The sequence below is a fragment of the Candidatus Paceibacterota bacterium genome, from assembly GCA_035452965.1.
GTDB lineage: Bacteria > Verrucomicrobiota > Verrucomicrobiia > Limisphaerales > UBA8199 > UBA8199.
The window spans coordinates 1-25,483 of the sequence record DAOTCE010000033.1 but is presented as its reverse complement, the minus strand read 5'-3'; the positions used below and the strand labels follow the sequence as shown (position 1 = coordinate 25,483).

Sequence of the window (25,483 nt, the reverse complement as noted above, 5' to 3'; positions counted from 1 at the left end):
GAGTCACAGGGTTCTGCGGTCACAACCTGTGCTTACACTCGCGGTCATGGCGCGCACCGTGGAGCACACGGACGCTCTGAATGGCCTCGACATCCTGGCTTCCCGCCGCTATCAACTGCCCGCTCTGAGAAGCCATGAGACCGAACACAAAGGCCCTTCTGTTCCAGCCCCTTCGCAATTCCGTAGCCGCGGACGTCAGTCCGCGCCGTTTTTTGGGACTTGCGCCGACTGACGTCGGCGGCTACGGGCTCTGGCTGGTGGCGCTTGGCGTGATGTGCCTGGGGCTGACGCTGCGGGCCGAGCCGTTTGAGGCCGCGCGCTATGGTTTGCCGCTGCCCGGGGGCAACGGTGTGATGTGGGAGGACCCGCGCGAGATCCACAGGGTGGTGGTGCATTTCGCCGCCACGCCGCCCGCGCCGGAGCAGGTGCGGCTGGAGTATTGGGGCAGCCGCTGGCCCGAGCAGCACCTGCCCAAGGACCGCGAGCCGGGCGGCGGCAGCGTCGGCTGGTTCGAGCTGGGAAACTGGTACACCTACCAGTGGCGCACGGCGGACGCAATCGTCAAAGGCGAGGCCGGCAAGATCACCTTCACCTTCCGGCCGGTGAACGAGAAGGAGTTCCCGAAGCTCAAAGACTACCCCGCCGCCTTCCGCTACACGCTGAAGCTGCGGGTCGCCTCCGATGCGCCGCTGCCGAAGATCGAACGCATCGAGGCCTTCACCGATTCCACCATCGAGTCGCGCACGGTGACGCTGGCCTGGAAATCGGCGGACGGCATGAAGTCCGGCTTCGAGCTGTTTAATGGCGCGGTGGAGAAGCTCTTGCCTCCGGCCTCGCGCAAATCCGTCCTGATCCTGCGCCTGGCCGCGAACCCGGACCCCAATACCTTCGATCGCACGCTGGTGACGGTGCGGAACAGCGGGGGCGTGTTCACGTTCGCCGTGGACGACCTCAAGCAGGGGGCGTTGTTTGTGCCGCACGCGGAGGCGGCGGTGTTGCCGGAGGGTGACAACCGGGACTACGCGGCAGTGGCGGCGGCGCAGAAAGCCGCGGGGAACAAGACTTTGTATGACCGGGTGGCAGCCATGCCGGAACAGACCTGGCGCGCGGCCTGGGACGGGATGCCGCCCAAGAAATCGCACATTTACCTACCGCTCGGGCTGGACAGCGGGCGGCAGCGGTTCCGCCTGGACGCGGATGGCACGGTGCGGTTCCGGTCGAACGACCATTACTTGCAGCGGCGGGCGGGCAAAGAAACCCCGCGGTTCGCGCTCGAGCCGGCGCCGGTGCGGTTCCGGTTTCAGCCGCCGGTGGCGCCGGTCGTCCGCACCATCGAGGAGGCGTGCCTGCCCATCGGCCACACCATTTGGGAGACCAACGGTGTGCGCATCTCACAAACGGCTTTCGCCACGGAGTTGGGCGGCGCGCGGGCGGATGGCCCGGCGCCCGCCGCGGACACGTTCGCGGTGTTCCTGGCGAAGTTCGTCTTCACCAACATCACCGGCTCGCCGCAGACCGCCGCGCTGCCCATGAGTTACAAGAGCGGCGAGACGCTCAAGCCGCTCCGAGCGGATGCCAACGGAATGCTCTGGCTCGGCGGCAACGTGCGGGGCCAGGTTCTCAGCGACAAGGCGCCCGCGGTCGAGGGGGAAACGTTGTCATGGACCTGGGAGCTGACGCCGGGCGCTTCCAAGACGGTGCTCGTGAAGATTCCTTACGTGCTGCTCACGGAGAAGGGGGAGCGGGAGTTGCTGGCAAGGCTGGATTTCGAACAGGAACAGCGCGCGGTGGCGGGGTACTGGCGGCGGCGGCTGGACCAGAGCGCCCGGCTGATCACGCCGGAGCCCATGCTCAACGAGTTCTATCGCGCCCACGCCGGGCACCTGCTGATCAACTGCGAGGGTGATCCCGACAGCACGGGGCGGCGGTTTGCGCGGGTAGGCTCGTTCGCCTACGGCGCGTATGGGAACGAGTCGTGCATGATGGTGGTGGACCTGGAGCGGCGGGGGTATCACAAAGAAGCGCAGGAATGCCTGGACGCCTGGCTGCATTACCAAGGCACGGCGCCCCTGCCGGGCGACTTCACGACGAAACAGGGCGTGCTCTATGGCGCGGGCGGGGTCGAGGAGGGCGGCTACAACCAGCACCACGGATGGATTCTGTGGATGCTGGGAGAGCATTACCGCTTCACGCGGGACGAGGCGTGGCTGCGGCGGGCGGCACCGGGCATCCTGGCCGGGGCGGACTGGATCATCAACGAGACCAAACGCACCTCCGACCGGCACGAACTGGAGCGCGGGCTGCTGCCGGCCGGGAGCCTGGAGGACATCGGGGACTGGTGGACGTGGCTCTCGACGAGTTGCTACATGTGGCGCGGGCTGGACACTGCGGCCTGGGCGCTGGGGCAGATCAACCATCCCGAGGCCGCGCGAGTGCGGCAGGAAGCCGACGCTTACCACACCAGCCTGCTGGTGAACTTCCGCAAGGCGTCCAGCCGGTCGCCCGTGGTGCGGCTGCGGGATGGCACAGCGGTGCCGCATATTCCGTCCATGGTCCACCGGCGGGGGCGGTACTTCGGCTGGATCTGCGAGACGCTGGAAGGCTCGTTGCACCTGCTGATCTCACGCGCGCTGGATGCGCGGTCGCAGGAGGCGGAGTGGATCATCAAGGATTACGAGGATAACCGCTACCTCTCAAACCAATACGGCTACACGCTGGACGACTTCGACCAACACTGGTTCGGGCGCGGCGGCATGTCCATGCAGGCTTGCCTGCTGCTGGACGTAGAGCCTTACCTCTACCGGGACGACGTGAAGCAGGCGCTGCGGGCGCTGTTCAACGCGCAGGCGGTGAGCTACTTCCCGGCCGAGCGGATGAACACGGAGCACGCGCTGCCGGACATGGGCGACTGGGCGGGAGACCATTACAAGAGTTCCGACGAGTCCAACGCCACCGGCTGGCTGCGTTACCTGTTCGTGCGCGAGGAGGGCAACACACTGCTAGTCGGCCAAGCGATCCCACGCGAGTGGCTACGCCCAGGCACGCAGTGCGGCATTGAGCAGACCGGAACGCATTTCGGCCCGACGAGCGTTATCTACACGGGCGGCGAAGAGGTGATTACCGCCAAGCTCGAGGCCCCACGCCGAAATCCGCCGACGGCAATTCGTCTGCGCTTTCGCGAGCCAGGCGGCCGAGCGCTGTCCGCCGTCGAGGTCAATGGCAGGCCCTGGAAGAAGTTCAAGGGCGAATGGGTGCAGTTACCCGGCGACCTCGGCGCGGCGATCGTAGTGGCGCGATACTCCGAGAAGTAACCCGCTGCTCTCACCTAAGTTTATGGCGAAGGTATGGATGTGGGTGATCGTCGTATTCACCGTCAAACCGCTTGAAACCAACTCCCATTAGAACGCGGGAGCCACATCGTCGTGGATCAAAAGTGTCAAGTGTGTATTCAGCTTGGGGATACGGTGAGGATCAGTGTACGCCTAAATCCCGCCTCATTGGTTGCCGGGGCAGGATTCGGAGAAGGAATCTGGAACGAGGATGGCTCCAGGTGCTGCCCTTGGGAGCAGGCCGATCATTATTTCTACCGCAGCGCTAGCTGCGGGCGATTTCGACAAAGGTCCTGATATTCTCCGTGCTGACGCCGGGCGGCATGCCGCCGGCGCATGAGAGGATCAGTCTGGATTGGTCGGACGTCTCGGCCAGGAGCTTCCTCACCGCCGCCTGCACGTCGGCAGGAGAGCCTTTGGCGAGCACGTCGCGAGGGGGAATGTTGCCCAGAATCGCGAGGCGGTTGGCAGACATCTGCCGGAGTTCCGCGAGGGTGTTGAAGATGCCGGGGTTGTAAAGGTTGATGCCAATCTCAGGATAGTAGCCAATGGACTTGGCACACTCGGCGTCGTTGTGAAAGAACTTCACGGCCTCGTCCCCAGCGTAGAGTTCTTTGAAATAGGGCAGGGCGAATTCTCTGAAGTCTGCTTCGCCGACAAAGCCCACGATGTCGTCCAGCAGGAAGATGCCGTCAATGGAAGGGAAGGTCTCGCGCTGGAGAGCGTGCCATTTCTTGAGGAACTGGGTAATCGTGCGCAGCAGTTTATGGGCTTTGTCCGGGTCAGTCTTGAGGGCCATCAGGAACTCGGTGGTGCCCATGAGGAAGGTTGCGACGTTCAGCGGGCCGCGGGACACCGAGAAGCGGATTCTGTGGCCCATATCCTCCAAGCGCAGGCGCGCATGCTTAAGCCGGTTGAGCATGAACGGCAGCAGGCCATCAGTGGCAGGATTCGGCTCATTAAGATCGTCAATCTGCGCGACATCGTGAATGACCTTGTCGGCAAAGGGGAACTCGTTCCTGGGAAAGACGCACTTGGCGCCGAAGGCCGAAGGCTCGGTGCACATGCCGAACTCTGACCAGAATCCGGGCAGGAACGTTACATCAGGGAAAGTCTCAATGGCTTTGCGATTGGCTTGAAACCATAGGTTCTCGGAGGTGAAGTAGTCGAGTATATCGGCGCCGAACCAGTTCGGCAGCCAGGGAGAGTCAATGATGAAGCCGATGGGAGGGCGGGTTTGGGGCAAGCCGCGGACGACTGCGAGGAGTTGATTCCATTGCTGGTCAGTCATGGCTAAAGGGGTGGCGGGAGCGATACAGCCGTGGGCAGACTAACAGGTTGCGAAGAAAGAAGGCGACGGGCCGCCGGATGGGTTGCCCGTGGCTGCCGAGGCCGGTCTTCCCAAGGGATTGTGGAGCTTCAGATTAGAACCGCTTGGTTAGGGTCAGAGTGACCAGGTGCCCCTCTGGGCGCTCCACAGCTGCAAATTCATAGGCATAGCGCACCGAGGTGAACAGGCCCAGCGTGGGCCAGAAAGCGCTGATTTCCGGGCCAATGCCAACTTTGCGGTCGAGGTTGTTCGAGGACCTGTTAGCGCCGTGGTCCACAGTGGTTTGCTGCTGGTAATAACCGATGAGGCCCACATCAACCGTCTTGGATAAACCCTTGCTCAGGCCCCATTCGAGAGTAAAGACCTGGCCGGGGTCAATATCAGTCTTGTCTTGCACATGGAGAAACTCGTAGCGGTTCAGCAGCGAAATTGCCCAGGTCTTTGATTCATCAGGATACCAGACGCCGCCGAGGGTCAGCATGTGCGACCACAGCCCTTTTACGATCAGGTCGGGTCGCTCGGTAGAGTAGTCACCGGTTGGCGCCCAGAAGGCGTAGCCACCGGAGAGGTCGATCTGCTTGAAATGCCAGGAGAGCAGCAGTGGTTCGACCTGGATGTCACCGAGGCCAAACCACGTGTCCTTCGCTTGGCCCGCAGGGGTCAGGTATCTGTAATCGAGGTAGCCGAACGGCACGATGACATCCATCCCGTAAGTCGCGCCCAGGATTTCGAGAGGAGTCATCCAGATGACACGGGGCGCGTTGATGTAGCCCAGGACGTCGAAGTTGGGTGGCCCGCTCCTAAAACGGTCAGCCGAGTAAAAGAAGTTGTAGTCGCGGATATAGACGCCGAGTGGTGGCAGGGACGCGCCTTTGATGCCTTCGGCCCCGGCCGGGTAGTGACCGGCCACGACGGGCTGCGCGGGGACCAGGGTGGGAAATGCAAACAGCCCTGCGATGAGCAGAACGCCAACGAGCTTCGGTAGTTGCTTCTTCATGATCTGAATCGTGTTCTGATATTTGGTTCTGGGTTTATCGGTGAATTCCTAGACATCCTGCATCTTGCCGGTCTGGTACGTTTCGTAGGCGCTCAGGTCGAGCAGGCCGTGGCCGGAAAGATTGAAGAGGATGACCCGCTTGCGGCCAGCCTCACGCGCTTTGATAGCTTCCTCCGCGACCGCGGCAATGGCGTGGGCCGATTCGGGCGCGGGCACAATCCCTTCGGTCTGGGCGAAGAGCGTCGCCTGCTCGAAAACTTTGGTCTGGTGATAGGCTTCGGCTTCCATCAACCCAAGCTTGAGCGCGTGGCTGACCATGGGTGACATCCCGTGATAGCGCAGCCCGCCCGAGTGAATGGACGGTGGCATGAACTTGTGGCCGAGGGTGTACATCATCAACAGCGGCGTTGTCTCGGCGGTGTCGCCGAAGTCGTAACGCAGCTGCCCCTTGGTCAGTGACGGGCAGGCGGAAGGTTCCACACCGACAATGCGGTAGTTCTTCTTCTCTTTGATCTTCTTGCCGATGAAAGGGAACGCTAACCCGGCAAAATTGCTGCCGCCCCCGCAGCAGGCAATGATCGCGTCCGGCTCTTCGCCTGCCAGTTCCATCTGCTTCAGAGCTTCCTGCCCGATGACGGTTTGGTGAAGGCAAACATGGTTCAAGACGCTGCCCAGCGAATATTTCGTGTGGGGATGCTTGACGGTGTCCTCAATGGCCTCGCCGATGGCGATGCCCAGGCTGCCGGGACAATTCGGGTCTTCGGCGAGCATTTTGCGGCCGAATTCGGTCTGGTCGCTGGGGCTGGGATGCACCGTCGCGCCCCAGGTGTGCATCAGCATTCGACGATACGGCTTGTGCTGGTAGCTGACCTTGACCATGTAGACGTTGCACTCCAACTCGAAGAGCTTGCAAGCCAGAGCCAGCGACGCTCCCCACTGCCCCGCACCCGTTTCGGTGGCCAGCCGTTTGGTGCCGGCCACCTTGTTGAAATAGGCCTGGGCGACGGAGGTATTGGGCTTGTGGCTGCCCGCGGGGCTGGCGCCTTCGTATTTGTAGTAGATGTGCGCGGGGGTTTGAAGGGCTTTCTCATAACGCACCGCTCGCAGCATCGGCGTCGGCCGCCACAGGGCGTAAATGTCTCTCACCGGCTCGGGGACCTCGATCCAGCGCTCCGGACTCATTTCCTGTCGCACGAGGTTCTCGGGAAAGATCGCCAAAAGCGCCTCGGGCGGAACGGGCTGCTTGGTGCCGGGATGCAGCGGCGGGGGCACGGGTTCCGGGAAATCAGCCAGCAGGTTGTACCAGCTCTTGGGAATGTCAGCTTGTGTCAGGTCAAAGCGTGTTTGCATTGGCGATACAGATTCAGGTTTCGGACTGTGAACTCGCGAAAAATAGGGGGAGGCGCCAAACTAAGTCACGCACAAACTTTGCGAACTTGCCAAACACCGACGTGCGTGCTCCGGCATACTGGCCAGTCAGAGCCGGCTGGCGACTCGGCGGAAGTGGTAGCCAATGACAGCCAGTTCGATAGCGCAGCGAAGCTGGCCTGGCCGGCGCAGCAGCGTGCCCCAGAAGAACCGCCAGTAATTATGGCGGCCGCGGTCCCAAATGCCCAGGAGCCAGAAGGACTTCAGGAAGGCTTGAAAATCACCGGGCGAAATTCGCAGCCGCGGACCACTGGACCGGTGATGCTTCAGGAAGGTGCGGATGCGCTGGTAGTACACCTTTGGCTCGTAGAGCTTCTTCATCAGGTCGCGGTACCCGGCCTGCAGGAACTCGCGGTTGAGTCGGGGGCGGAAGTTGAGCACGGCATCGGTGTTGTTGCCAGTGCTTTCAGCTTCAAGGCGGCCTTCCCGTTTGAGCCGCTGGTAGAGTTTGGTTTGCGGCAGCGCACTGAGCAGGCCGACCATGGCCGTGACAACGCCGGAGCGCTGGATGAAGTCGAATTGCTGTTTGAAGATGTCCGGCCGGTCGCTGTCGAAGCCGACGATAAAGCCACCCATGACTTCGAGGCCGGCGCGCTGAAGGGTTTTGACCGATTCCACCAGGTCGCGGCCCTTGTTCTGGACCTTGTGGCATTCCTGCAGGCTCTCGGGAGAGGGTGTTTCCAAACCGACAAAGACCTTCTTGAACCCGGCCCGGACCATGAGCTCGCACAATTCGGCATCGTCGGCGAGATTGACGGAGGCCTCGGTGAAAAAGCCCATGTCGGGACGCACGCGCTCGCGCCAGACGATGATCTGCCGCAGCAACGCCTTGGTGCGCTGCTTGTCGCCGATGAAGTTGTCGTCCACGATGAAGACCATGTCCCTCCAGCCCCTGAGACGCAGGCCTTCAAGTTCGGCGATGAGCTGGACGGGAGTCTTGGTGCGGGGCACGCGCCCGTTCATGATGATGATGTCGCAGAACTCGCAGTCGTAGGGGCAGCCGCGGGAAAACTGGACGGCCATGGTGACGTAATGCCGGAACTGGACGAGGTCCCAGCGGGGCGTGGGCACGCGGGTAATGTCGGGGCGATCGGCGGCGCAGTATTCGCGCCGAAGAGCGCCGGCGCGCATGTCGGCGACGAGCTGCGGCATGACGTCCTCGGCTTCGCCCAGGACGAAGTGCTGGATGGCGGGAAAGGCCTCATGGCCGGTGGTGAAGAGCGGCCCGCCGGCGATCACCGGTTTCTGGAAGGCGGCGCAGCGCGCGACAATTTCATGGACGGATTCCTTGTGGATGATCATGGCGCTGAGCATGACGTAATCGGCCCAGCGGAGGTCGCTGTCCTTGAGGCGCTCGACGTTCAGGTCCACAAGTTTGAGCTCCCAATGGGCCGGCAACATGCCAGCGATGGTCAGGAGGCCGAGCGGGGGAAAGGTGGAGCGTTTGGAGACAAAGCGCAGTACGTGCTTAAAGCTCCAGAACGTATCCGGATTCTGCGGATAGACCAACAATACCCTCATGAGTAAGCTGCGGTTCGAAACTGCAACCCTGGCAACATAACACTCCGGCGAGACAACAGCACGAAGATTCTTTGGTAAGGACCCAGCGCTTCTCGGTGAACCTGGTCGAGCAGGCCAGATGGAGCGAGAGGCTGGGGCGCCGACCCTGTAACCGAGGCCAAAAGGGTGTTACTTTGCCCGCAGGCGGACGAGGACAACGCCGTGGCGAGGGACTTCGGCCTTGAACTCGCCCTCACACGAGCCCAGGTCCTTCTGCCGCCAGAGATCGCGGACAATGCGCTTGCCTTCGAGGCCGAGCTCGGCCCATTTGGCGACCACCGTCGCCGGCTCTTCGCCACGGTTGAAGAGGCCGACCGCTTTGGAGCCGTCCTCCATATCGCGCGCCCATACTTCCAGGTCGCCGTCAATAGCAACGCGGCGGCCTGGTTTGCCCAGCGGGTCCTGGTCAACCTCAATGACTTCGTCGTTGCAGAGAATGTTGAGGGTGAAATCGTCCAGCCGGGTGATATCGCCGCTGAAGATGAGAGGCGCGGCCACGAGGCACCAGAGGGAGAAGTGGGTGTATTGCTCGTTGGGGGTGAGCGGGGTGGGAACGGTCTGGCCTTTCCAATTGCTCAGATACCCGAGCAAGAGGTAGTCGGGATCGTTCCAGCCGCCGGGGCCGCCGTGCTTGTGCAGTTCGTTGCCGGAATAGACATCAAACCCGTCGCGGAACAGGGCGCTGGGAATGCCGTAGAAGGACCCGCCGAGGTCGCCCGCGGTTCGCCAACTGTGGCCGCCGACTTCCTTGCCCCATTCCCAGACCTTGCCCATGCCATATTGGCAGAGGTTCAGGACGATATCGCGCCCCTGCTTGCGCAGGAGGTCGCCCATCGCTCGATACGGCCACTGCAACTGGGTCAGGGAGGGATTGGTGGCCACGGTGCGGTAGGAGCACCAATCGTACTTGAGAAAGTCATAGCCCCACTCGGCAAAACGCTGGGCGTCGATCGCCTCGTGCTGATACGCGCCGATGTGGCCAGCGCACGTAAGCGGGCCGGGCGAGGTGTAGATGCCGGCCTTGAGGCCTTTCGAGTGGATGTAGTCCGTGAGGGCTTTCATATTCGGGAACCGCGGGTTGGAGTTGACTGCGCCCCACTCGTCGCGCGGCTCGCCAATCAGGGTCGGATCGGTGGCGCCGGGTTTGGCCGACCAGCAATCGTCAATGTTCACGTACTGGTAGCCGTGGTTGATCATGCCGCTGCTGACCATGGCGTCGGCCGCCTCGCGCATGATCTTGTCGGTGACGTGGTTTTCCCAGACATACCAACTGTTCCAGCCCATATGCGGCGTGAGGGCGAGCGTGTCGCCGCACACTATCTTGAACGGGCGCCAGGTATCACCGAGCAGATTGGATGCGCGAAAGGTTACTCTATAGGTGCCGGGTTTCTCGATTCGGCCCTGTATTTGACCGGTCTTGGAATCCACCGTCAGCCCCGCGGGGAGATTGTCCACTGCAAAGGTCATCGGGCGGTCGCCGGTGGCCGGGATGGTGAAAAGGAAAGGGTGGCCCGGCCGAACGCCGAAGATGCGCGCGCCATTGATGCGCGGGGTTCGGGGCGGCTTGGGCGTGAGAATCACCGCTTCCTCCTTGGGCGCGCCGACAATCACCGGGCGCGCCCCAGTGACGAGGAATTTGGCATCAGCCCAATTGGCGTGGCCGAAGTTGATGCTGCCGCGGGAATCGGCCAGGAGCAGGAGCATCTTGACGCCCTTGAGGTCCACCTCGACCTTGCGGGGCGGCTGACCGCGTTTGACACCGCGAGCGCGCCAGAGAACCTTGCTGTCGCCGATGATGCGGAAGGAGAGGGTAGCTTGATCGCTGGTGGCGGCGTCATCCACGCCGACGAACGCCGAGAACTTCTCCGCGCCGCCGTTGAGTTGGAGGCGTATGATGCTATCGGTATGCGTACCGAGGCCGCGCTCGAAACGCTTACCGCCGATGGATAGGGGCTTGCCCGTGACCGACTTGTCGGCCTGCGGTTGCCCCCAACCCTGGACGATGGGGGTAAGGTCCAGCGACGAGAGCCAGACCGTCTCAGGCTCGGCGGCAGGGGTTTGGCAAACGAAGGTGGCGAACACCAGGCCAGTGAAAACGGCAGGCAGGTTCAGCTTCATGGCGGACGATCTTCCCGCAGGCAGGCGCGAAGCGCCAGCGGAAAGTTCTGTGCCAGCTCAACTTGAATTCTCGGGGCATGATTCAGTTAATCCACGAACGCAAAGCCTGCCCAGAGTCCAGAACCAAACCTGGCCAGTATCAGTCGGAATCGTCTCACCGGGCAGGTGAGCTCCAGACCTGCACGGCAAGCCGGGTATATCCGGCCCCGCCCACCGATTGCCGCCCCTCCCATAGGCCCCGCCAGTCCTCCAAACCAGAGGTGCCCCATGCCGAAGCGAGCTACGGCGATGAGGCGGTGGCAATACACCGGGACTACGGTGTGTATCCCATGGGGAGCGCTCCCCATGGGATACACACCGTAGCACCACCGTGCCGTCACCGTATCTCCACGCCAAAACTACCGGTTTGAGCGGGGACTGGAGATGGCGGGGCGGCAGGATCACTGTCCCAAATTTGGACAGTGCGCCAAGTTGGGCGAGAGCCCTGCGGCTCAGGGCCGCGCTTCGATCAGAGCCACTCGGCCGTCGAAGTCCGTGGCGAGAACCTGCGTGGCGCTGAGAGGCAAGACGGTGTTCATCACGCCGGTGCCGAGCTTGTGCTGCCATTTGAGGGCGCCGGTCCGGGCGTCAAGGGCGCAGAGCAAATCGTTCTTTGTACCGTAGAAGACCACGCCGTCCTTCTCGGCAAGCGCAGCGGAGTTGATGTCGTAGCCGAAACCGGCGTTGAGCTCCCAGATCTTCTCCGGCACGGGTGCAGCGGTGGAGAAGGCATAGAAGAAGTCGTTCATGGCGCGGACATAAAAGCGGGTCTGGTCCGGCGAGAGGCCGATGGATTCGCGCACGACATACGCATCGGTGCGCCAGAGTTGCTCGCCGGACTTGGCGCTGAGCGCGGTCATTGTCCGGTCGGGAGCGACGACGAAGACCTTGCCGTCGGCGGCCACGGGCCAGCAGGCCGCGGGTGAAAGGAGTGCGCCAGGCTTGTCCCCTTTCCATTTCCAGGTGAGCTTCCCGGTCTTGGCGTCCAGTGCGTACAAGTACTGGTCCCAGGCGCCGAAAATGACCTGCCCGTCATAGGCCAGTGGTTTGGTCTCGACGAACCCAGCCAGGCCGTCGAATTGCCAGACGAGTTTGCCGGAGTCCAGATCCAGGGCGCGAAAAGCGCCTTCGCTCGAACCGACGTAGACTACGCCATCGGCGATGCGCGGGCAGGCGACGATGGGCCGGCTGGTCGGGTAGCGCCAGGCTTCCTTGCCATTCGCGGCCTTGAGGGCATAGACATTTCCATCGGTCGAGGTAAAAACGACGAGATCGCGGCTTACCTCGGGTGTGGAATAGACGGCATTCCCGGCTTTGAACTTCCACCGCACCCTGCCCGATTTCAGAGCGAGGGCGTAAACCGTCCCAGAGGCGTCGCCGACAATCGCAAGCTGCTTCCAAACAGCCGGCGTGCTGGCGATGGTGTAGCCCGTGTTGTATGTCCAGCGCGGCTTGACATTGGGATAGCGCGCGTTGACCGAGAAGTTCGGGCGGGGGTAGCGGCTGGTGCCGACTGCGTAGTCGTGTTTCTGCAATGCAACTGAGTGCCAAGGAGGCAAGGTCTGCCGGCCGATGGCACGTTCGGCGAACGTCATAGTGCCGTCCTTGATCTCGACGAGGTTAAACCCGCCGACTGGGGCCCGCACACGCAAGCTGGAACGGCCCATGACGCCGGGAACGCCCTCGAAGAGATATCGCTGATTGGCGTGGCCGTGACCGCACAAGACCACCTGCGTGTTGTATTGCTTGAGCAAGTCCAGCACGACGTGCCAGTTGGCGATGCCCTCATCAATGGGGTAATGCGTTACGAAGATGATCGGCTGATTCGGGTCCGGCAGCTTCTTCAACGTCTCCTGCAGCCAGCGCACATCCTGCGGCGCCCAATGGCCATCGCCCATCTTCATCAACGGCCCCTGGTGCAGGCCAATGAAGCAGTAGCCGGCCTGCTCAAAAACAAACCGGTCGGCCGGCCAAAGCCGGCCAAAGTCCGTCGCGCCGGATTCCGACCATTTGGTGTCATGATTGCCCGGGACGACGTAACTCGGGATCTTGAGCCCGTCGAGGATCCCCTTCGCCAGCCGGAGCTGCTCGCGGGAGCCATATTCGGTGACGTCGCCGGAGACAACGACGAAGCTCAGCCCGGTCAGAGAATTAATGTCCTGCACGGCTGCGCGCAGGTCCTCCTCACTGGTGCTGGAACCAACGTGAGTGTCGCTGAGCCAGGCAAAGCGGAGAGGACTTGTTTCCGCCCGGATCAAGATCGGGACCAGCGTCAACAGCAGGCTGAGCAGCGCGGTGCGACGGAATCGGCGGCACGCCCGGATCAATAAGCAAGGTTCTAACATCACCCCTATGGTCGCCCTCTGCGGGACAAATTTCAATTCAAGACACAAGCATCCACCGGAGCCAGAAGCTTGGGTCGCCACTGGAAGGTCTGGCGGTGCCCTACATCCGGAAGATATCGAGGAAGTTCTGGAAACCGCGCCAGCGACCGGGTTGTTCGGACTTGAACCGCGCTTCGCGGACTCGGGCGAGATCGAGTTGAACCAGCACGCCGATGCTGTGCGCGCCGCGCCCGTGCGAACGCAGGGCATCCACACCGTAGCCGTAGGCGACCATGATCTTCCAGGACGAAGAGACGTAAAGAACCCCGGCACCCACGCCGGTATGCCAATGTCCGGGCTGTTCGAGGCCATCCAGGTAATCCACCAGCGCCGTACCGGCAGTGGCGCTAATGTTCCAGCGCTTGCGATGATCCAGTGGGACAGCGTAATTGCCGCTCGCGAGAAAGAACTGCTTGGCGCTGATTTCCTGATAATAGTAGCCCGGCAAAGAGAGCGGTAACTCCGAAACCAACGGCAGCATTGAGCCCAGCCGATAAGCGCTGAAACGATCCGCGTCGAGGCTGGTTCCCGCTGTCAGGCTTACGCTGAATCTGTGCCCCAGTTCAGGCAACGTGTACCCGATCATGGCCTCCGCCCAGAATAAATGGGATTGGGGCTCGATGGAGCGGTCCCCAAAGCCGTAGGTCTCGGAACCGGTACGGAACTGGCCTTCGTACCAGCCGGACAGCTCCATAGCCATGGCGGGAAACAAGGTGGGTTCGCGTCCGCCCCAGCGCAAACCCGCACGAGTGCTGAAAGTGCCGCGGTCATCCGGGACTTGGAAATTACGGTCAGTATCGTCATCCCGCTGGTAAGTGGAGTAGCGCCCGCTGCCGCGCACCAAACCATAGAGGGGAACCGTCCGGTCAGGATTGAAAAGGTGATAGAGGCTCAGCGACGGCTCCGCCCCGTAGCCAGTGAAGGACTCGCGCGTGCGGTATTTCCCCTGTCGTATCTCGGCATAACTGTCGGCGAAGCCGCCGCCCGCCAGGCCGAGGCCCAGATCCGTGTGTTCGCCGAGGACGCGCGCGATGCCCAGTTCTGAGTCGAGGTAGGTCGGCGCCACCGCGAGGCGCAGAGTCAGGTTCGTACGCCAAAAGCCGGGCTGATTCCAATAGTAGAAAGCGTAAGCCGACAAAGGAGAGTGCCCTTGCAGCGCGGCGTTGTACCCGATCTGCAGCAGCGAGCGCCTCGCTGGATCAATCTGCCCCGGGGCAATCAATGGGCAAAGGCAGCTTGAAAGAACCAGAAGGAATACCGAACACCCGAATCGGTTCACGGCCTTCTCCTAACTCATAGGCCTGAGGGGTGCAAGCGGGATTCCGCCCGAATCTTGATTGAATGCGCGTCAATCAGGGTGGCCGGGATAGAATTGCCGATTGCCTTGCCCTGATTCCGGGCTATCGTGAGCGCGTGAGCCTGGCCAGAAAACTACTGCATACACGCTATCGCGTGAACGATCTTGAACGGACGGTCAAGTTCTACCGGGAAGTGCTCGGCTTGACGGAGGTGCGCCGGCACAAGTCACCCCGCGGCTCGGAATTGGTCTTCTTGAAAGCGCCGGACAGCGAAGAGTTGATCGAGTTGTGCTGCTTCCCGGCTAGCGGGCCGGTGCAGGTGCAGCCGGACTTGACGCATCTGGCGTTCGAGGTGGACAGCCTGGAGGGGTTTGCCCAACACCTGGCGCGGATGGGACTAAGTTACTCCGACGGACCGCATGTTACCTCAGACGGAAACGGAATTGCTTTTGTTGACGCCCCGGAAGGCTACGAGATTGAGTTGATTCAGCCGGCCAAGCCCGGCGGCTAAGGACGCCCTGTTGGCAAGGTGAAACTTCGTTGCCGCCAGTTCGAGTTCACTTTCCCGCGCCCGGCGCTGGTCATGGGCATCGTGAACGTGACGCCGGACTCGTTCTATGACGGCGGGCGGTTCCTGGACACGCGGGCGGCGGTGGCGCACGCGCTGGCATTGGTCGAGCAGGGCGCGGAGATCATTGATGTGGGAGGCGAGTCCACCCGACCAGGGGCCGTGCCGGTGGCAGAGTCCGAAGAACTGCTTCGGGTCCTGCCGGTGATTGAGCAGTTGGTTGGGCAGATCAAAGCGCCGATTTCCATTGACACGGTGAAGCCCGGCGTGGCCCGGGCAGCCCTGGCGGCAGGGGCCAGCATCGTCAATGACGTTGGGGCCGGGCGGGAGGATGACACGATGAGCCGGTTGGTTGCCGAAGCTCGGGCCGGCTACGTGTGCATGCACGCACAAGGCACACCCCAGACCATGCAGGTCAATCCCTCCTATACCGACGTGGTGCGCGAGGTTGGGGACTTCTTTTCCGCGCGGCTGCGGCGATTGAACGATTGCGGAGTGAGCCGGGAACAGATTATATTGGACCCCGGATTCGGCTTTGGGAAGACCGCCGAGCATAACTTGCAGTTGCTTGGGGCGGCGCGGAGTTTCAGCAGGTTCGAACGGCCTCTGCTGGTAGGAGTTTCGCGCAAATCGTTCATCGGCAGTCTGCTGGGGGCCGAACCGGCAGATCGGCTGCCCGGGGCGCTGGCCTGCGCCTGCGTCGCAGTAGAAGCGGGTGTTCAACTGGTCCGCGCTCACGATGTGGCGGAAACCGTGCAGGCACTGCGAATGACCGAAGCGATTCTGGCGAAGCGAAGCACTTGATGTGGGACATCACACAGTTTGACTGGCGTCCCGTTGTGGAGGTTCTGATCCTCACGACGGGGATCTATTATGCCTTGCGGTTCGTCCGCGGCACGCGCGGCGCGCCGGTGGTGTGGGGGTTCATGATGGTATTGCTGGCAATGGTGCTGGTGAGCTACCTGTTGAAACTCAAGGTGCTGCAATACTTCCTGGGCGGTTTCTCCGCGTTCTTTGTGCTGGCGGTGCTGGTGATCTTCCAGCCGGAACTGCGCCGCATGCTGGCGGAGTTGGGCAACCTGCCGCTTTTCGCCACCGCCCATGAGCAGCGCGAGAATATCGAAGTTATCATCCAGACAGTCGAGCGGCTGGCGGACGTGCGGATCGGGGCGCTCATTGCCATGGAGCAATCCATCCAGCTTCAAAAAGCAGTCGAATCCGGCATTCCTGTGGATTGCGAGGCCACACCCGAGATGTTGGAAACCATCTTCTTTCCCAATAACGCCATACACGACGGCGGGGTTATCCTCAAAGGCGACCGCATCGCCTTCGCGGCCTGCATTTTCCCTCTCACCCAACGGCAGGACCTGAACAAATCCCTGGGCACGCGGCACCGTGCCGCCATTGGCTTGAGTGAGGAAACCGATGCGGTAGTGGTGGTGGTATCCGAGGAGACCGGCGCGATTTCCTACGCCTACAAAGGCCAGCTGTTGCGCGGCGTGACGCTCGAAGAGCTGCGCGCCTTTCTTACTTCCATCCTGGTCACGCCCGCCCCGTCCCGCAACTGGTTGGGCTGGCTGCGGTCCTGGACCCGTGACCGCGCCAAGCCAGGTCCGGTCGCCGTGGAGAAAACGGACTCGACCGCCGCTGCCGCTTCCAGCGTTCCGCCCCAATGATTGCCTTCCTACGCCATCTCTTTCTGGTGGATTTCTGGTGGAAGCTCTTTTCGCTGGTGCTGGCGATCCTCGTTTGGCTCATCGTCACTTTTGCGAGTCAGAAGGAAGTCCGAGGCGGCAAGCCCGTGTCCTTCATGGTTCCAGTAACGGTCCTGTCAGCCACGGAAGACGTGCGCGGCTTCAGGGTCGATCCCGAGGAGGTCGAAGTTACCGTGCGGGGTGACAATGAGCTCCTGATGGCCGTGCAGAGCAGGGACATCCGGGCAATCGTGGACTTGACCGGTGTCTCGGCCGCCGGCGACCTGCGCAAGCCGGTCGAAGTCTGCGCTCCGGCAGGTGTCAGCCACCTGCGCGTGACCCCTGAAGAAGTGCAGGTCATTTTTCCTCCCGACCGCTGATCCGGGCCGCCCATGAGTGCCCCCAAGAAGATCTTCGGCACGGACGGCGTGCGCGGGACGGCCAACACCGAACCGGTTACGGCCGAGACCGCGCTCAAGCTCGGGCGGGCCGCTGGCCATGTCTTCAAGAATCTCGAAAGCCAGCCCCGCGGGCGCGGCCGGCACAAGATTGTGCTCGGCAAGGATACGCGCCTCTCGGGTTACATGCTGGAGAACGCCCTGTCTTCCGGCATCCTTTCCATGGGCGTGGATGTGCTGTTCATTGGGCCGCTGCCAACCCCGGGCGTCGCTTACGTCACCCGCAGCCTCCGCGCCGACGCCGGCATCGTCATCACGGCTTCCCATAATCCCTACGGCGATAACGGCATCAAGTTCTTCCGCGCGGACGGCTACAAGCTGGACGACAAAGTCGAATACCAGATCGAGAGCCTGGTGTTCAGCGGCGAGATCGAGACTATCCGCCCCACCGCCGACGCCATCGGCAAAGCGGTGCGGATTGACGACGCGCTGGGCCGCTACATCGAATATGCCAAGGCCTCATTCCCGCGGGGCATGACACTCGAAGGGATGCGCATCGTGGTGGACTGCGCGCATGGCGCGGCTTACAAGTCAACGCCCTGCGTGCTGCGCGAGCTGGGCGCGGAGGTTATCGTCTATGGGAACAAGCCCGACGGCAAGAACATCAATCAGGAATGCGGCTCGATGTATCCCTCCTTGCTGTGCCAGAAGATCCGCGAGCATCGAGCCGATCTGGGTCTGGCGCACGATGGCGACGCCGACCGGATCCTGCTCTGCGATGAAAAGGGCGCACTGATTGATGGCGACGACATTATGGCCATTGCCGGGCTGGATCTGCTGGCCCAGGGGCTGCTCGCCAGCAAGACCCTGGTCGCCACAGTCATGAGCAATGCCGGTCTGGAAGCGGCAATCGCGGCAGCGGGCGGGCGGGTCGTGCGCACCGCCGTAGGCGACCGGCAGGTCATTGATGAGATGTTGCGCCACGGCTACAACCTCGGGGGCGAGCAGAGCGGCCACATGATCTTCCGCGACTACAGCACCACAGGAGACGGACTGGTGGCCGCCCTTCAAATCCTGCGCATCATGCGGACCAAAGAACTGCCGCTCTCCAGGCTGGCGCGGTGCTGGACCCGTTTTCCTCAAATCGTCACCAATATTGTCGTGCGCGAGAAGCCGCCTTTCGCGGAGCTAAAGCGCGTCAGCCGGCTCGTGGCGGAGGCTGAAACCGAGCTCAAGGCGCAAGGCGGGCGCGTGTTCCTGCGCTACTCCGGCACGGAGCCTAAAGCGCGCCTGTTGCTCGAGGGGCGCAATCCGGCGGCGCTGCGGAAATGGGCGCGCAAGATTGCTGACGAGATCCGGAAGCAGGCAGGCGGATAAGCGCAGATTCTATCAAGGCCGGCGGTTCCGGAGAATCCCCTACGCTCCCCGGTGATTCCCCGGTAGTATTTTCCCGATTCCCTCGTATTGTCTCTTTGCGCCCCGGGTGTCAGGCTTTCTGTGCAGTATGCCTTGCTGTTGTGCGCATGACGTTTCGCGGGTATGGGCGGTTCGAGCCACCGAACCGCCCATTCCTTCTGACTCCATGCTCCACCCTCAGCCGCGCAGGAAAGGCCGATCCCAACCGGGCACCTGTGAAAACGCCCCCCCGGCCAACTTCAGACGACCCTCAACGACTGTCCCGCAATGAACTCCTTCGATATTAAAGCACTCGCATTGCCCCATCCGCCACCTGCCCCAAAGAATCAAACCAGCGTCCCGACAAGTCGTAATGAGAACCCCAGTCCCTCGCACCCCCGCCCCAGCCAACGTATCAGGCTGCTCGTAGCGGACGACCATCCCGTCGTGCGCCGCGGCATCGTCGCCTGCCTGGGGCGACACAAGAACCTGGAAATTGTGGGCGAAGCCGCCGACGGCCAGGAAGCGCTCAGCAAAGCGAGGGAGCTGGTTCCTGACGTGCTCTTGACCGATTTGGACATGCCTTATCTGACTGGCCTGGCCGTGACCGAAACGTTGCGCAAGGAACTGCCGGATATCAAAGTGCTGATCCTGTCCGGGCACACCAACCCGGAATCAATGCTGCGCTGCGCCCGGGCAGGAGCCAGGGGCTACGTGCTCAAACACGCTTCGCCTGACGAATTCGCGCAAGCCATCGAGGCGGTCAATGCCGGCCAGTGCCATTTCAGCAACGAGATTGTCCGCAGTGCCCTGAACTATTTGGTTCGGGACAATGGGCCGGGGCCCAGTCCGACCATACTCTCCAACCGTGAACGCGAGGTCCTGGGCCACATCGCCGAGGGCCTCGGCAACAAAGAGATCGCCCACAGGCTCAACATCTCCACCCGCACGGTGGAAACCCACCGCGAGCGCCTGATGCGCAAGCTGGACATTCACTCCATCGCGGGACTGACCAGGTTCGCCATCGCCGAGGGGTTGGCAACCCTGCCCGGAGTGGCGAGAGCTTAAAACGCCACCACTGGAACCCGGACACGCGACTCTGGCCGTGCGCTCAACTCTCCCACCCGCTCGGCGGGCAGCTCGTTGATCCAACGCGCCGCCCAGTCTTCTGACCGACCAGTTCCTTGCCAAGGAAAATGTTCTGCTCTAGACTAACGCCACTGAAGATTATGCGATTTGCACAGATGTCAAAACGTGTGTTGCTGCTCGTGGCGGTCAACCTCCTGGTGGTGACCACCATCTCAGTTGTGCTCCATCTGCTGCGGGTCGGGAATTACTTCCCGCATGGTGGATTGCAGGGGCTGGCTGTATTTTGCCTGGTGTGGGGCTTTGGCGGCGCCTTTATTTCCCTCGGCCTCTCGCGTCTTATGGCCAAGTGGATGATGGGCGTCCACGTGATCCCCCCGAACACCTCCGACCCGACATTGCAGGGGCTGGTCCAAACTGTCCACGCCCTCGCCCGAAACGCCGGACTGCCCAAGATGCCCGAGGTCGGCATCTACGAATCTCCGGATGTCAACGCCTTTGCCACCGGCCCCACGAAATCGCGCGCGCTGGTCGCCGTCTCGACCGGCCTGCTCCAGCGCATGGGCACCCGCGAAGTCGAAGGCGTCCTGGGCCACGAGATCGCTCACGTCGCCAACGGGGACATGGTCACCATGACGCTTATACAGGGCGTCATTAATGCCTTTGTCATGTTTCTGTCCCGCGTCTTGGCATTTGTCATCAGCCAGGCCCTCCGCTCCCGCGACGACCGTGGTGGCGGCAGCTGGCTCCAATTCCTGCTCGTCATGGTTTTTCAGATCGTCTTCTCCATCCTCGGATCGCTGGTGGTCTGCTGGTTCTCGCGCTGGCGCGAATTCCGCGCTGACGCCGGCGGCGCCAGGCTGGCCGGGCGGGACAGTATGATCAACGCTCTGCGCGCCTTGAAACGCCTCCACGACCCCGCGCTGGCCGCCGCGGAAGCCCAGCGCTCCCAGGCCTTCCAGGCGCTCAAGATCTCCGGACGGCGCGGCGGCTTTATGGCCCTGCTGGCCACCCATCCGCCCCTCGAACAGCGCATCGCCCGCCTCGAGCAAGGCGCCTTTTGACACCTGATTCGCCTCCCTGAACCTGGCAAAAAAAAGCAAAGTCGGGCTTGACTGTTTATTCCGCTCGGGCCTAACGTGGTGTTAGCAGCAACACAGTAGATACTGTATAAAGCATCATGAATCGAACGATCTCCGTTAGACAGCAGCACAGGGCTCCGCGGTCTGGCATCCCCCGCGCTTTTACCCTGATCGAACTGCTTGTCGTTATCGCCATCATCGCCATCCTGGCCGCCCTGCTCCTGCCCGCCCTGGCCAACGCGAAAGCCAAGGCGCAGCGGGTGTATTGCATCAATAATCTGAAGCAGGTCGCGATATCGTGCAAACTTTATACCGACGACAACAACGGCATACTCGTCTCGGCTTATCCGACCTACGCCGGTTTCACTAACAGTTGGTGCGGGGGCAATGCGCAGACAGGCGGACTGCCGGGCTCCTACGTCTATGGCGGCGCCGATCCGACCGGCATCCAGCGTGGTGCTCTCTGGCCTTATACCAAATCGCTCCCTCTCTACCACTGTCCAGCCGATCAACGGGTTGCGGACAATGCCTCCGTCCCGGCTCAGTTCAAGGGCAAGCGCATTCTGCGCAGCATTTCGATGAATTCCTACATGAGAGCCTCCAGCTATGGGGCTAACCCCAATTGGGTGGTCACCAATCCGAACGGCCCCCGGGATCCTTACCATCCCGTCTTTATCCGGGAAGCAGAAATCAAAGTACCGTCCCAGGTTTGGCTGGTCGTGGATGAAGACCAGGAGAGCATCAACGACGGCATGTGTCTGGTGGATGTGGGCGGAGGTGCGCGGTTCCTGGACCTGCCGGCCCGGGCCCATACGTTCGGCTATGGCATCAACTTCAATGATGGCCACGCCGAGATCTACAAGCTTCGGGACGCGGAGAGCAGGCAGTGGCACGTGAACCAGCAGGGAGGCCTGAGGGATTGGATGGTTTTTACCAATGTCACCACCCGTCCGTTGCAGTAGAGGTTGTGAAGCTCCTGGCATGGCCAGGGGGGCTTGGGCCGGCTGAGCAGCCGGGCTCTGATGAGGCTCGCCGGCAATTGCGCAACAGTCCTGTGCGAACCCTGCTTTGATGGTTTCGTCACTCATACATTAATTGGAACAGGAGCAGTCTTATGAAAAGTGCAAGCTGGATAATGATAGTGGCCTTGGTCAGCGCGTTTGCGCTGGTTGGCTGTGACAAGAAGGAAGCTCCGCCGCCCGTCATGCAGGGCGTGACGGTTGACTTGCCAAAGCTGGGGGAAACCTTCGCCACGGCCAGTGCTGACCTCCAAAACAACGTGGCCGAAGTAACCATGGGCGTTCGCTACGGCGATTACCCCCGCGCCTTCGCCGCGCTGGCCAAGCTCGATAGCGCTCCCGGCCTGACCGAGGCGCAGAAAAAGGTGGTTGGCGAGGTGGCTGAACAGATCAAGCAGTTGGCCAACAAACGCGCCAACCCCCCTGCTCAGTAAGGGAGCTGAGCGACTGGACTCGAACCGGTGCCACACCTTGACGGTGCCGGCACGAGGACGGCGCAGCCTAACGCCTCCACCCCGTATCGGCAGGCGTCCTCGCCTGCTGGTCAGGGCGGCATCCTGCCGTCCGGCCCCGCTCAACTGTTCGATCCAGCGTTCTTCTTGACCCCCCTTTCCCGACTGTTAGCCTGCAGGCACTTCGAGAAGTTATGCCTGCCAAACAAGCCAAAGGCCGGAAGCGCCAGCGCCAGACTGTAGCATCCGGCCGGAAGACGCCGCCGTCCGGCCCTGCCCTGTCGCCTGTCGCTCGCAAGATCCTGGCCCGCACCCGCACGCCCGCGTTCCAACGCTACCTGCGGGACCTGCTCGTCGAGCTGTGCCGCTTTGACACTACTCCCAATCCCGAAGTCCAACGCATGCAGGCCGCCGAAGACGGTTGCTTCCGAGTTCTGGAACGCGAGTTGCGCGGCCTGGCCTTCCCCGGGACGCGACTCGAGCGCCGGCCGGTCAATCCCGCCATCCAGACGCACCCGCATTACTCCCTGCTGCACTTCACCAAGACATCCCAGCGGCCTCAGGGCCTGTCCCCGGAAGAAACCTACGCCCACCGCTCGAATCTCGTCTGCTTCGTCCCCGGCGCCGGCGGCGGCGCGGACGGGCAGTCTGTAGCGCTCAACGCCCACATTGACGTGGTTGCCCCCTACTTTCCGCCTCGCGTCAAAGGTGGAACGGTCTTCGGCCGCGGCGCGTGCGACGACAAAGGCCCGGTGGCCAGCGTCGTCGCCGCCCTCAAAGTGCTCGCCGAGGTCATGGCGGAGGCCGGGCTCAAGTGGAACCGCAACGTGCTCGCCATGCTGGTCGTCGAGGAGGAAACTGGCGGCAACGGCTCGCTGTCTCTCGCCATGGATCGCGAGCTGCGGAAGCTCTACGACAGCATCGTCGTCTGCGAGTGCACGGGGCTCAAGTTCTACCCGGCCAACCGTGGCGCCGTGTGGTATCGCACCGAGTTGAATGCGCCACCCGGCGTATCAGCCTTCGAGCTCTTTGCCTTCGTCAACGAGGAGATGGAGAAAGAAGGCGCGGCCATTCGTGCCGAGAGCCGCCACCCGCTTTTCCCTCAGCGCCCCGTCCAAACCTGCCACGGCATCATTGGCCCATTCGGCGAGCACCCCAGCCGCATCTGCGGCGAGGTCAGCTTTGCCATCCGCTTTGGCGGGCCGCCCGGCGCGCAAACCGAACTGCTTGTCGGCGATTGCCTCGCCGCCGGCCTGGCCGGCTATGTCGGCCTCTACGGGGACAAGACCAAAGTAACCGACCCTGCCACCGGCCGGCCAATGGTGGCGCGCCATTACGATTTCCGGCGCGAGGGCAACGCTTTCATGGTGAAAGTCCACGGCGCGACCGGCCACATGGGCGCCATCCGCGAACGCGACGGCGCCATCACCAAGTTGGCCCACCTGGTGCGCGGACTGGTGGCTTCGAAGGCCAAGCTGGAAGCGAGCGCAGGCAGCCCGGTGCGCTTCGAGCTGGCCCGCCAGCCGCAAGACGCCACTCTTGTTCTGGAAGGCGGCCAGGGCTTTCTCCCCACCCACGGCATCATCGAGGTCATGGAGCGCCTCCGCCGCGCCGCCTGGCGTGGGGCCGAAAACTGCCTCCGCCGCCTCGGCCGCGCCGAACGCGGCGAAGACGTCCTCACCGTCACCTATGAGAAGCTGCATAATGTGGCCTTCGACGGCGACCCGGATTCCCCGTCTGTCCGCAACGCCGTGGCCGCGGCCAAGGCGTGCGGCATCTGGAAGGACGAACCCATCCTCGGCTGGACGGTCTCCTGCGACGCGCGGCTTTTCGCCACCGAGTACCCGGAAATGCAGGTCCTGACCTTCGGCCCCGGACAGCTCGCCTTCGCCCACTCCGATCAGGAGCAGATCGCGCTGGAAGAGCTCCGCGCCGCCGTCGAGTTCCTCGCTCTGTTCCTCCTGCGCCAAACCGGGACGCTCGCTTAGCCTTTATGCAAACCAAACTCAAACTCGGCCTCATCGGCGCTGGCTCCGTCGTCCGCGAGATCTACCAGCACCTCTACTTTCACAGCCACTACTCGCACCTCTTCGACGTCTGCGCCGTCGCCGACCCCAACGAGCAATACTGCAACTGGTTTGGCGACCTCGCCGGCATCCCCCCCGCCCGCCGCTTTGCCAGCCACCGCGAACTGCTGGCCAAGGTCAAGGTTGATGCCGTCCAGGTCAACACCCCCGACCACCTCCACTGCGCCCCCACCGTGGACGCCCTCAACGCCGGCCTCGACGTCGTCGTCCCCAAGCCCACCGCCGCCACCGTGAAGGACGCCCACGCCATGATCGCGGCGGCGAATAAGTCCGGGCGCTTCCTGGGGATCGACTTCCACAAGCGCGAGGACCCCCGCATCAAAGAAGCCGAGGCCCGCTTCCAAAAAGGCCGCTACGGCACACTCCAGGCCGCCGTCTTCTACATGCTCGACAAGCTCTGCGTCGTGAACCCCAACCACACGCCGCCCTACTTCGCCTCTCCGGACTACGCGGAAAAGAATACTCCCGTCTCCTTCCTCACCGTCCACATGGCTGATGCTCTAATGAAGATCGTCAACCTCACCCCGGTCCAGGTCCGCGCCACCGGTTACTCCCAGAAGCTCCCCTCCCTCCGGCCCGTTCCATCCACCGGCTACGACCTCGTGGACACTGAGATCCTGTTCGACACCGGCGCCCAGGCCCACGTCATCACCGGTTGGGCCGTCCCTGACAGCGCCCACGCCATGACCGTCCAATCCGGTCGCCTCATGTGCTCCGACGGCCTGATTGACCTGGGCCTCGACACCCCCGGCCTCCACGAAGTCCACGCCGACGGCATCTTCGAGGTGAACCCCCTCTTCCGCAACTTCGAGAAAGACGGCACCGTAACCGGCTACGGCATCAGCAGCCCTGGCCGCCTCTACCAGCAGATTCTCGCCCATCGCAACGGCCGCCTTTCCGCTGCCGAACGCGAAGCCGCGTCCAGCCCCATTGCCCTGGGCTTCTACACCACCCTCGTCCTGGAAGGAGCCGAGCAGAGCCTCGCCACCGGCAAGAAGCTCCCTACCGGCGTCACCCTCGGCCCTGCGGTGGACCTCCGCCAGCTCGCCACCCGCCAGCTTGGCTCCCGCGCCGCCAAAGCCTACGGCCTCTCATAGCTGCCGGTGGCAGCCGGCGCTCCATCACAGTAGAGACTCGCCCCGCGCAGCGGGTCTGCAGTTCTGAGCCTGATACGGTTTCCATAGTTGTTCACAACGACGCGGGGTGCGGCTCTCGGAAA

19 protein-coding genes are annotated in these 25,483 nt (G+C 62.6%); 12 read left to right on the top strand and 7 right to left on the bottom strand.

The window, feature by feature from the left end:
* Nucleotides 1–134: 134 nt before the first annotated feature.
* Entirely contained in the window at nt 135–3,311 is a 3,177-nt protein-coding gene (locus tag P5205_18495) for a hypothetical protein (protein ID HSA12353.1), read from the top strand.
* Nucleotides 3,312–3,594: 283 nt separating this feature from the next.
* Here the strand turns inward: P5205_18495 and P5205_18490 are convergent, their stop codons facing one another.
* The 7 genes from P5205_18490 to P5205_18460 all read right to left on the bottom strand — a co-directional run bounded on the left by P5205_18490 (nt 3,595) and on the right by P5205_18460 (nt 14,464).
* Nucleotides 3,595–4,620, bottom strand: a complete 1,026-nt coding sequence (locus tag P5205_18490) for a uroporphyrinogen decarboxylase family protein (GenBank protein HSA12352.1) — start codon at nt 4,618–4,620, stop codon at nt 3,595–3,597.
* A 133-nt stretch (nt 4,621–4,753) separates the two neighbouring features.
* Complete coding sequence (locus P5205_18485; protein ID HSA12351.1) at nt 4,754–5,656, bottom strand: transporter; 903 nt, start codon at nt 5,654–5,656, stop codon at nt 4,754–4,756.
* A gap of 48 nt (nt 5,657–5,704) precedes the next feature.
* Nucleotides 5,705–7,006, bottom strand: a complete 1,302-nt coding sequence (locus P5205_18480; protein HSA12350.1) for a TrpB-like pyridoxal phosphate-dependent enzyme — start codon at nt 7,004–7,006, stop codon at nt 5,705–5,707.
* 126 nt (nt 7,007–7,132) lie between these two features.
* Nucleotides 7,133–8,605: a DUF4070 domain-containing protein gene (locus P5205_18475; protein HSA12349.1), complete on the bottom strand. Its 1,473-nt coding sequence runs from the start codon at nt 8,603–8,605 to the stop codon at nt 7,133–7,135.
* Nucleotides 8,606–8,773: 168 nt separating this feature from the next.
* Nucleotides 8,774–10,762: an NPCBM/NEW2 domain-containing protein gene (locus P5205_18470; protein HSA12348.1), complete on the bottom strand. Its 1,989-nt coding sequence runs from the start codon at nt 10,760–10,762 to the stop codon at nt 8,774–8,776.
* 491 nt (nt 10,763–11,253) lie between these two features.
* On the bottom strand, nt 11,254–13,146 hold the full coding sequence (locus P5205_18465) for a PQQ-binding-like beta-propeller repeat protein (protein ID HSA12347.1): 1,893 nt from the start codon (nt 13,144–13,146) through the stop codon (nt 11,254–11,256).
* 100 nt (nt 13,147–13,246) lie between these two features.
* Complete coding sequence (locus P5205_18460) at nt 13,247–14,464, bottom strand: hypothetical protein (protein HSA12346.1); 1,218 nt, start codon at nt 14,462–14,464, stop codon at nt 13,247–13,249.
* A gap of 134 nt (nt 14,465–14,598) precedes the next feature.
* Between P5205_18460 and P5205_18455 the strand changes: the two genes are divergently transcribed.
* The 11 genes from P5205_18455 to P5205_18405 all read left to right on the top strand — a co-directional run bounded on the left by P5205_18455 (nt 14,599) and on the right by P5205_18405 (nt 25,361).
* Nucleotides 14,599–14,994 carry a VOC family protein gene (locus P5205_18455; protein HSA12345.1) on the top strand — a complete coding sequence of 132 codons (396 nt, stop codon included), beginning with the start codon at nt 14,599–14,601 and terminating at the stop codon, nt 14,992–14,994.
* A gap of 72 nt (nt 14,995–15,066) precedes the next feature.
* Nucleotides 15,067–15,855 carry a dihydropteroate synthase gene (gene folP / locus P5205_18450; GenBank protein ID HSA12344.1) on the top strand — a complete coding sequence of 263 codons (789 nt, stop codon included), beginning with the start codon at nt 15,067–15,069 and terminating at the stop codon, nt 15,853–15,855.
* Nucleotides 15,855–16,727 carry a diadenylate cyclase CdaA gene (gene cdaA / locus P5205_18445; GenBank protein ID HSA12343.1) on the top strand — a complete coding sequence of 291 codons (873 nt, stop codon included), beginning with the start codon at nt 15,855–15,857 and terminating at the stop codon, nt 16,725–16,727. The genes folP and cdaA overlap by 1 nt, the downstream gene beginning before the upstream one ends.
* A complete protein-coding gene (locus P5205_18440) occupies nt 16,724–17,125 on the top strand; it encodes a CdaR family protein (protein ID HSA12342.1) in 402 nt (133 codons plus the stop codon). Before cdaA ends, P5205_18440 begins: the two co-directional genes overlap by 4 nt.
* A 12-nt stretch (nt 17,126–17,137) precedes the next feature.
* Nucleotides 17,138–18,520: a phosphoglucosamine mutase gene (gene glmM / locus P5205_18435; GenBank protein ID HSA12341.1), complete on the top strand. Its 1,383-nt coding sequence runs from the start codon at nt 17,138–17,140 to the stop codon at nt 18,518–18,520.
* Nucleotides 18,521–18,826: 306 nt separating this feature from the next.
* Nucleotides 18,827–19,606: a response regulator transcription factor gene (locus P5205_18430; GenBank protein ID HSA12340.1), complete on the top strand. Its 780-nt coding sequence runs from the start codon at nt 18,827–18,829 to the stop codon at nt 19,604–19,606.
* A gap of 176 nt (nt 19,607–19,782) precedes the next feature.
* Nucleotides 19,783–20,688: a protease HtpX gene (htpX, locus tag P5205_18425; protein HSA12339.1), complete on the top strand. Its 906-nt coding sequence runs from the start codon at nt 19,783–19,785 to the stop codon at nt 20,686–20,688.
* Between the two features lie 116 nt (nt 20,689–20,804).
* The gene (locus P5205_18420) at nt 20,805–21,668 is read left to right on the top strand and encodes a prepilin-type N-terminal cleavage/methylation domain-containing protein (GenBank protein ID HSA12338.1); all 864 of its coding nucleotides are present in this window, start codon (nt 20,805–20,807) and stop codon (nt 21,666–21,668) included.
* A 152-nt stretch (nt 21,669–21,820) separates the two neighbouring features.
* The gene (locus P5205_18415; GenBank protein HSA12337.1) at nt 21,821–22,159 is read left to right on the top strand and encodes a hypothetical protein; all 339 of its coding nucleotides are present in this window, start codon (nt 21,821–21,823) and stop codon (nt 22,157–22,159) included.
* Nucleotides 22,160–22,371: 212 nt separating this feature from the next.
* The gene (locus P5205_18410; GenBank protein ID HSA12336.1) at nt 22,372–24,165 is read left to right on the top strand and encodes a M20/M25/M40 family metallo-hydrolase; all 1,794 of its coding nucleotides are present in this window, start codon (nt 22,372–22,374) and stop codon (nt 24,163–24,165) included.
* 5 nt (nt 24,166–24,170) lie between these two features.
* The gene (locus P5205_18405) at nt 24,171–25,361 is read left to right on the top strand and encodes a Gfo/Idh/MocA family oxidoreductase (protein HSA12335.1); all 1,191 of its coding nucleotides are present in this window, start codon (nt 24,171–24,173) and stop codon (nt 25,359–25,361) included.
* Nucleotides 25,362–25,483 lie beyond the last annotated feature (122 nt).

What these genes read in the sequence shown, in the direction of transcription:
- P5205_18440 (HSA12342.1), top strand. Translation starts at nt 16,724, where the DNA reads ATGATTGCCTTCCTACGCCATCTCTTTCTGGTGGATTTCTGGTGGAAG.
- cdaA (HSA12343.1), top strand. Translation starts at nt 15,855, where the DNA reads ATGTGGGACATCACACAGTTTGACTGGCGTCCCGTTGTGGAGGTTCTG.
- P5205_18430 (HSA12340.1), top strand. Translation starts at nt 18,827, where the DNA reads ATGAACTCCTTCGATATTAAAGCACTCGCATTGCCCCATCCGCCACCT.
- P5205_18485 (HSA12351.1), bottom strand. Translation starts at nt 5,656, where the DNA reads ATGAAGAAGCAACTACCGAAGCTCGTTGGCGTTCTGCTCATCGCAGGG.
- P5205_18470 (HSA12348.1), bottom strand. Translation starts at nt 10,762, where the DNA reads ATGAAGCTGAACCTGCCTGCCGTTTTCACTGGCCTGGTGTTCGCCACC.
- P5205_18495 (HSA12353.1), top strand. Translation starts at nt 135, where the DNA reads ATGAGACCGAACACAAAGGCCCTTCTGTTCCAGCCCCTTCGCAATTCC.
- folP (HSA12344.1), top strand. Translation starts at nt 15,067, where the DNA reads ATGGGCATCGTGAACGTGACGCCGGACTCGTTCTATGACGGCGGGCGG.
- P5205_18420 (HSA12338.1), top strand. Translation starts at nt 20,805, where the DNA reads ATGAATCGAACGATCTCCGTTAGACAGCAGCACAGGGCTCCGCGGTCT.
- P5205_18405 (HSA12335.1), top strand. Translation starts at nt 24,171, where the DNA reads ATGCAAACCAAACTCAAACTCGGCCTCATCGGCGCTGGCTCCGTCGTC.
- htpX (HSA12339.1), top strand. Translation starts at nt 19,783, where the DNA reads ATGTCAAAACGTGTGTTGCTGCTCGTGGCGGTCAACCTCCTGGTGGTG.
- P5205_18415 (HSA12337.1), top strand. Translation starts at nt 21,821, where the DNA reads ATGAAAAGTGCAAGCTGGATAATGATAGTGGCCTTGGTCAGCGCGTTT.
- P5205_18475 (HSA12349.1), bottom strand. Translation starts at nt 8,605, where the DNA reads ATGAGGGTATTGTTGGTCTATCCGCAGAATCCGGATACGTTCTGGAGC.
- P5205_18480 (HSA12350.1), bottom strand. Translation starts at nt 7,006, where the DNA reads ATGCAAACACGCTTTGACCTGACACAAGCTGACATTCCCAAGAGCTGG.
- glmM (HSA12341.1), top strand. Translation starts at nt 17,138, where the DNA reads ATGAGTGCCCCCAAGAAGATCTTCGGCACGGACGGCGTGCGCGGGACG.
- P5205_18410 (HSA12336.1), top strand. Translation starts at nt 22,372, where the DNA reads ATGCCTGCCAAACAAGCCAAAGGCCGGAAGCGCCAGCGCCAGACTGTA.
- P5205_18465 (HSA12347.1), bottom strand. Translation starts at nt 13,146, where the DNA reads ATGTTAGAACCTTGCTTATTGATCCGGGCGTGCCGCCGATTCCGTCGC.
- P5205_18490 (HSA12352.1), bottom strand. Translation starts at nt 4,620, where the DNA reads ATGACTGACCAGCAATGGAATCAACTCCTCGCAGTCGTCCGCGGCTTG.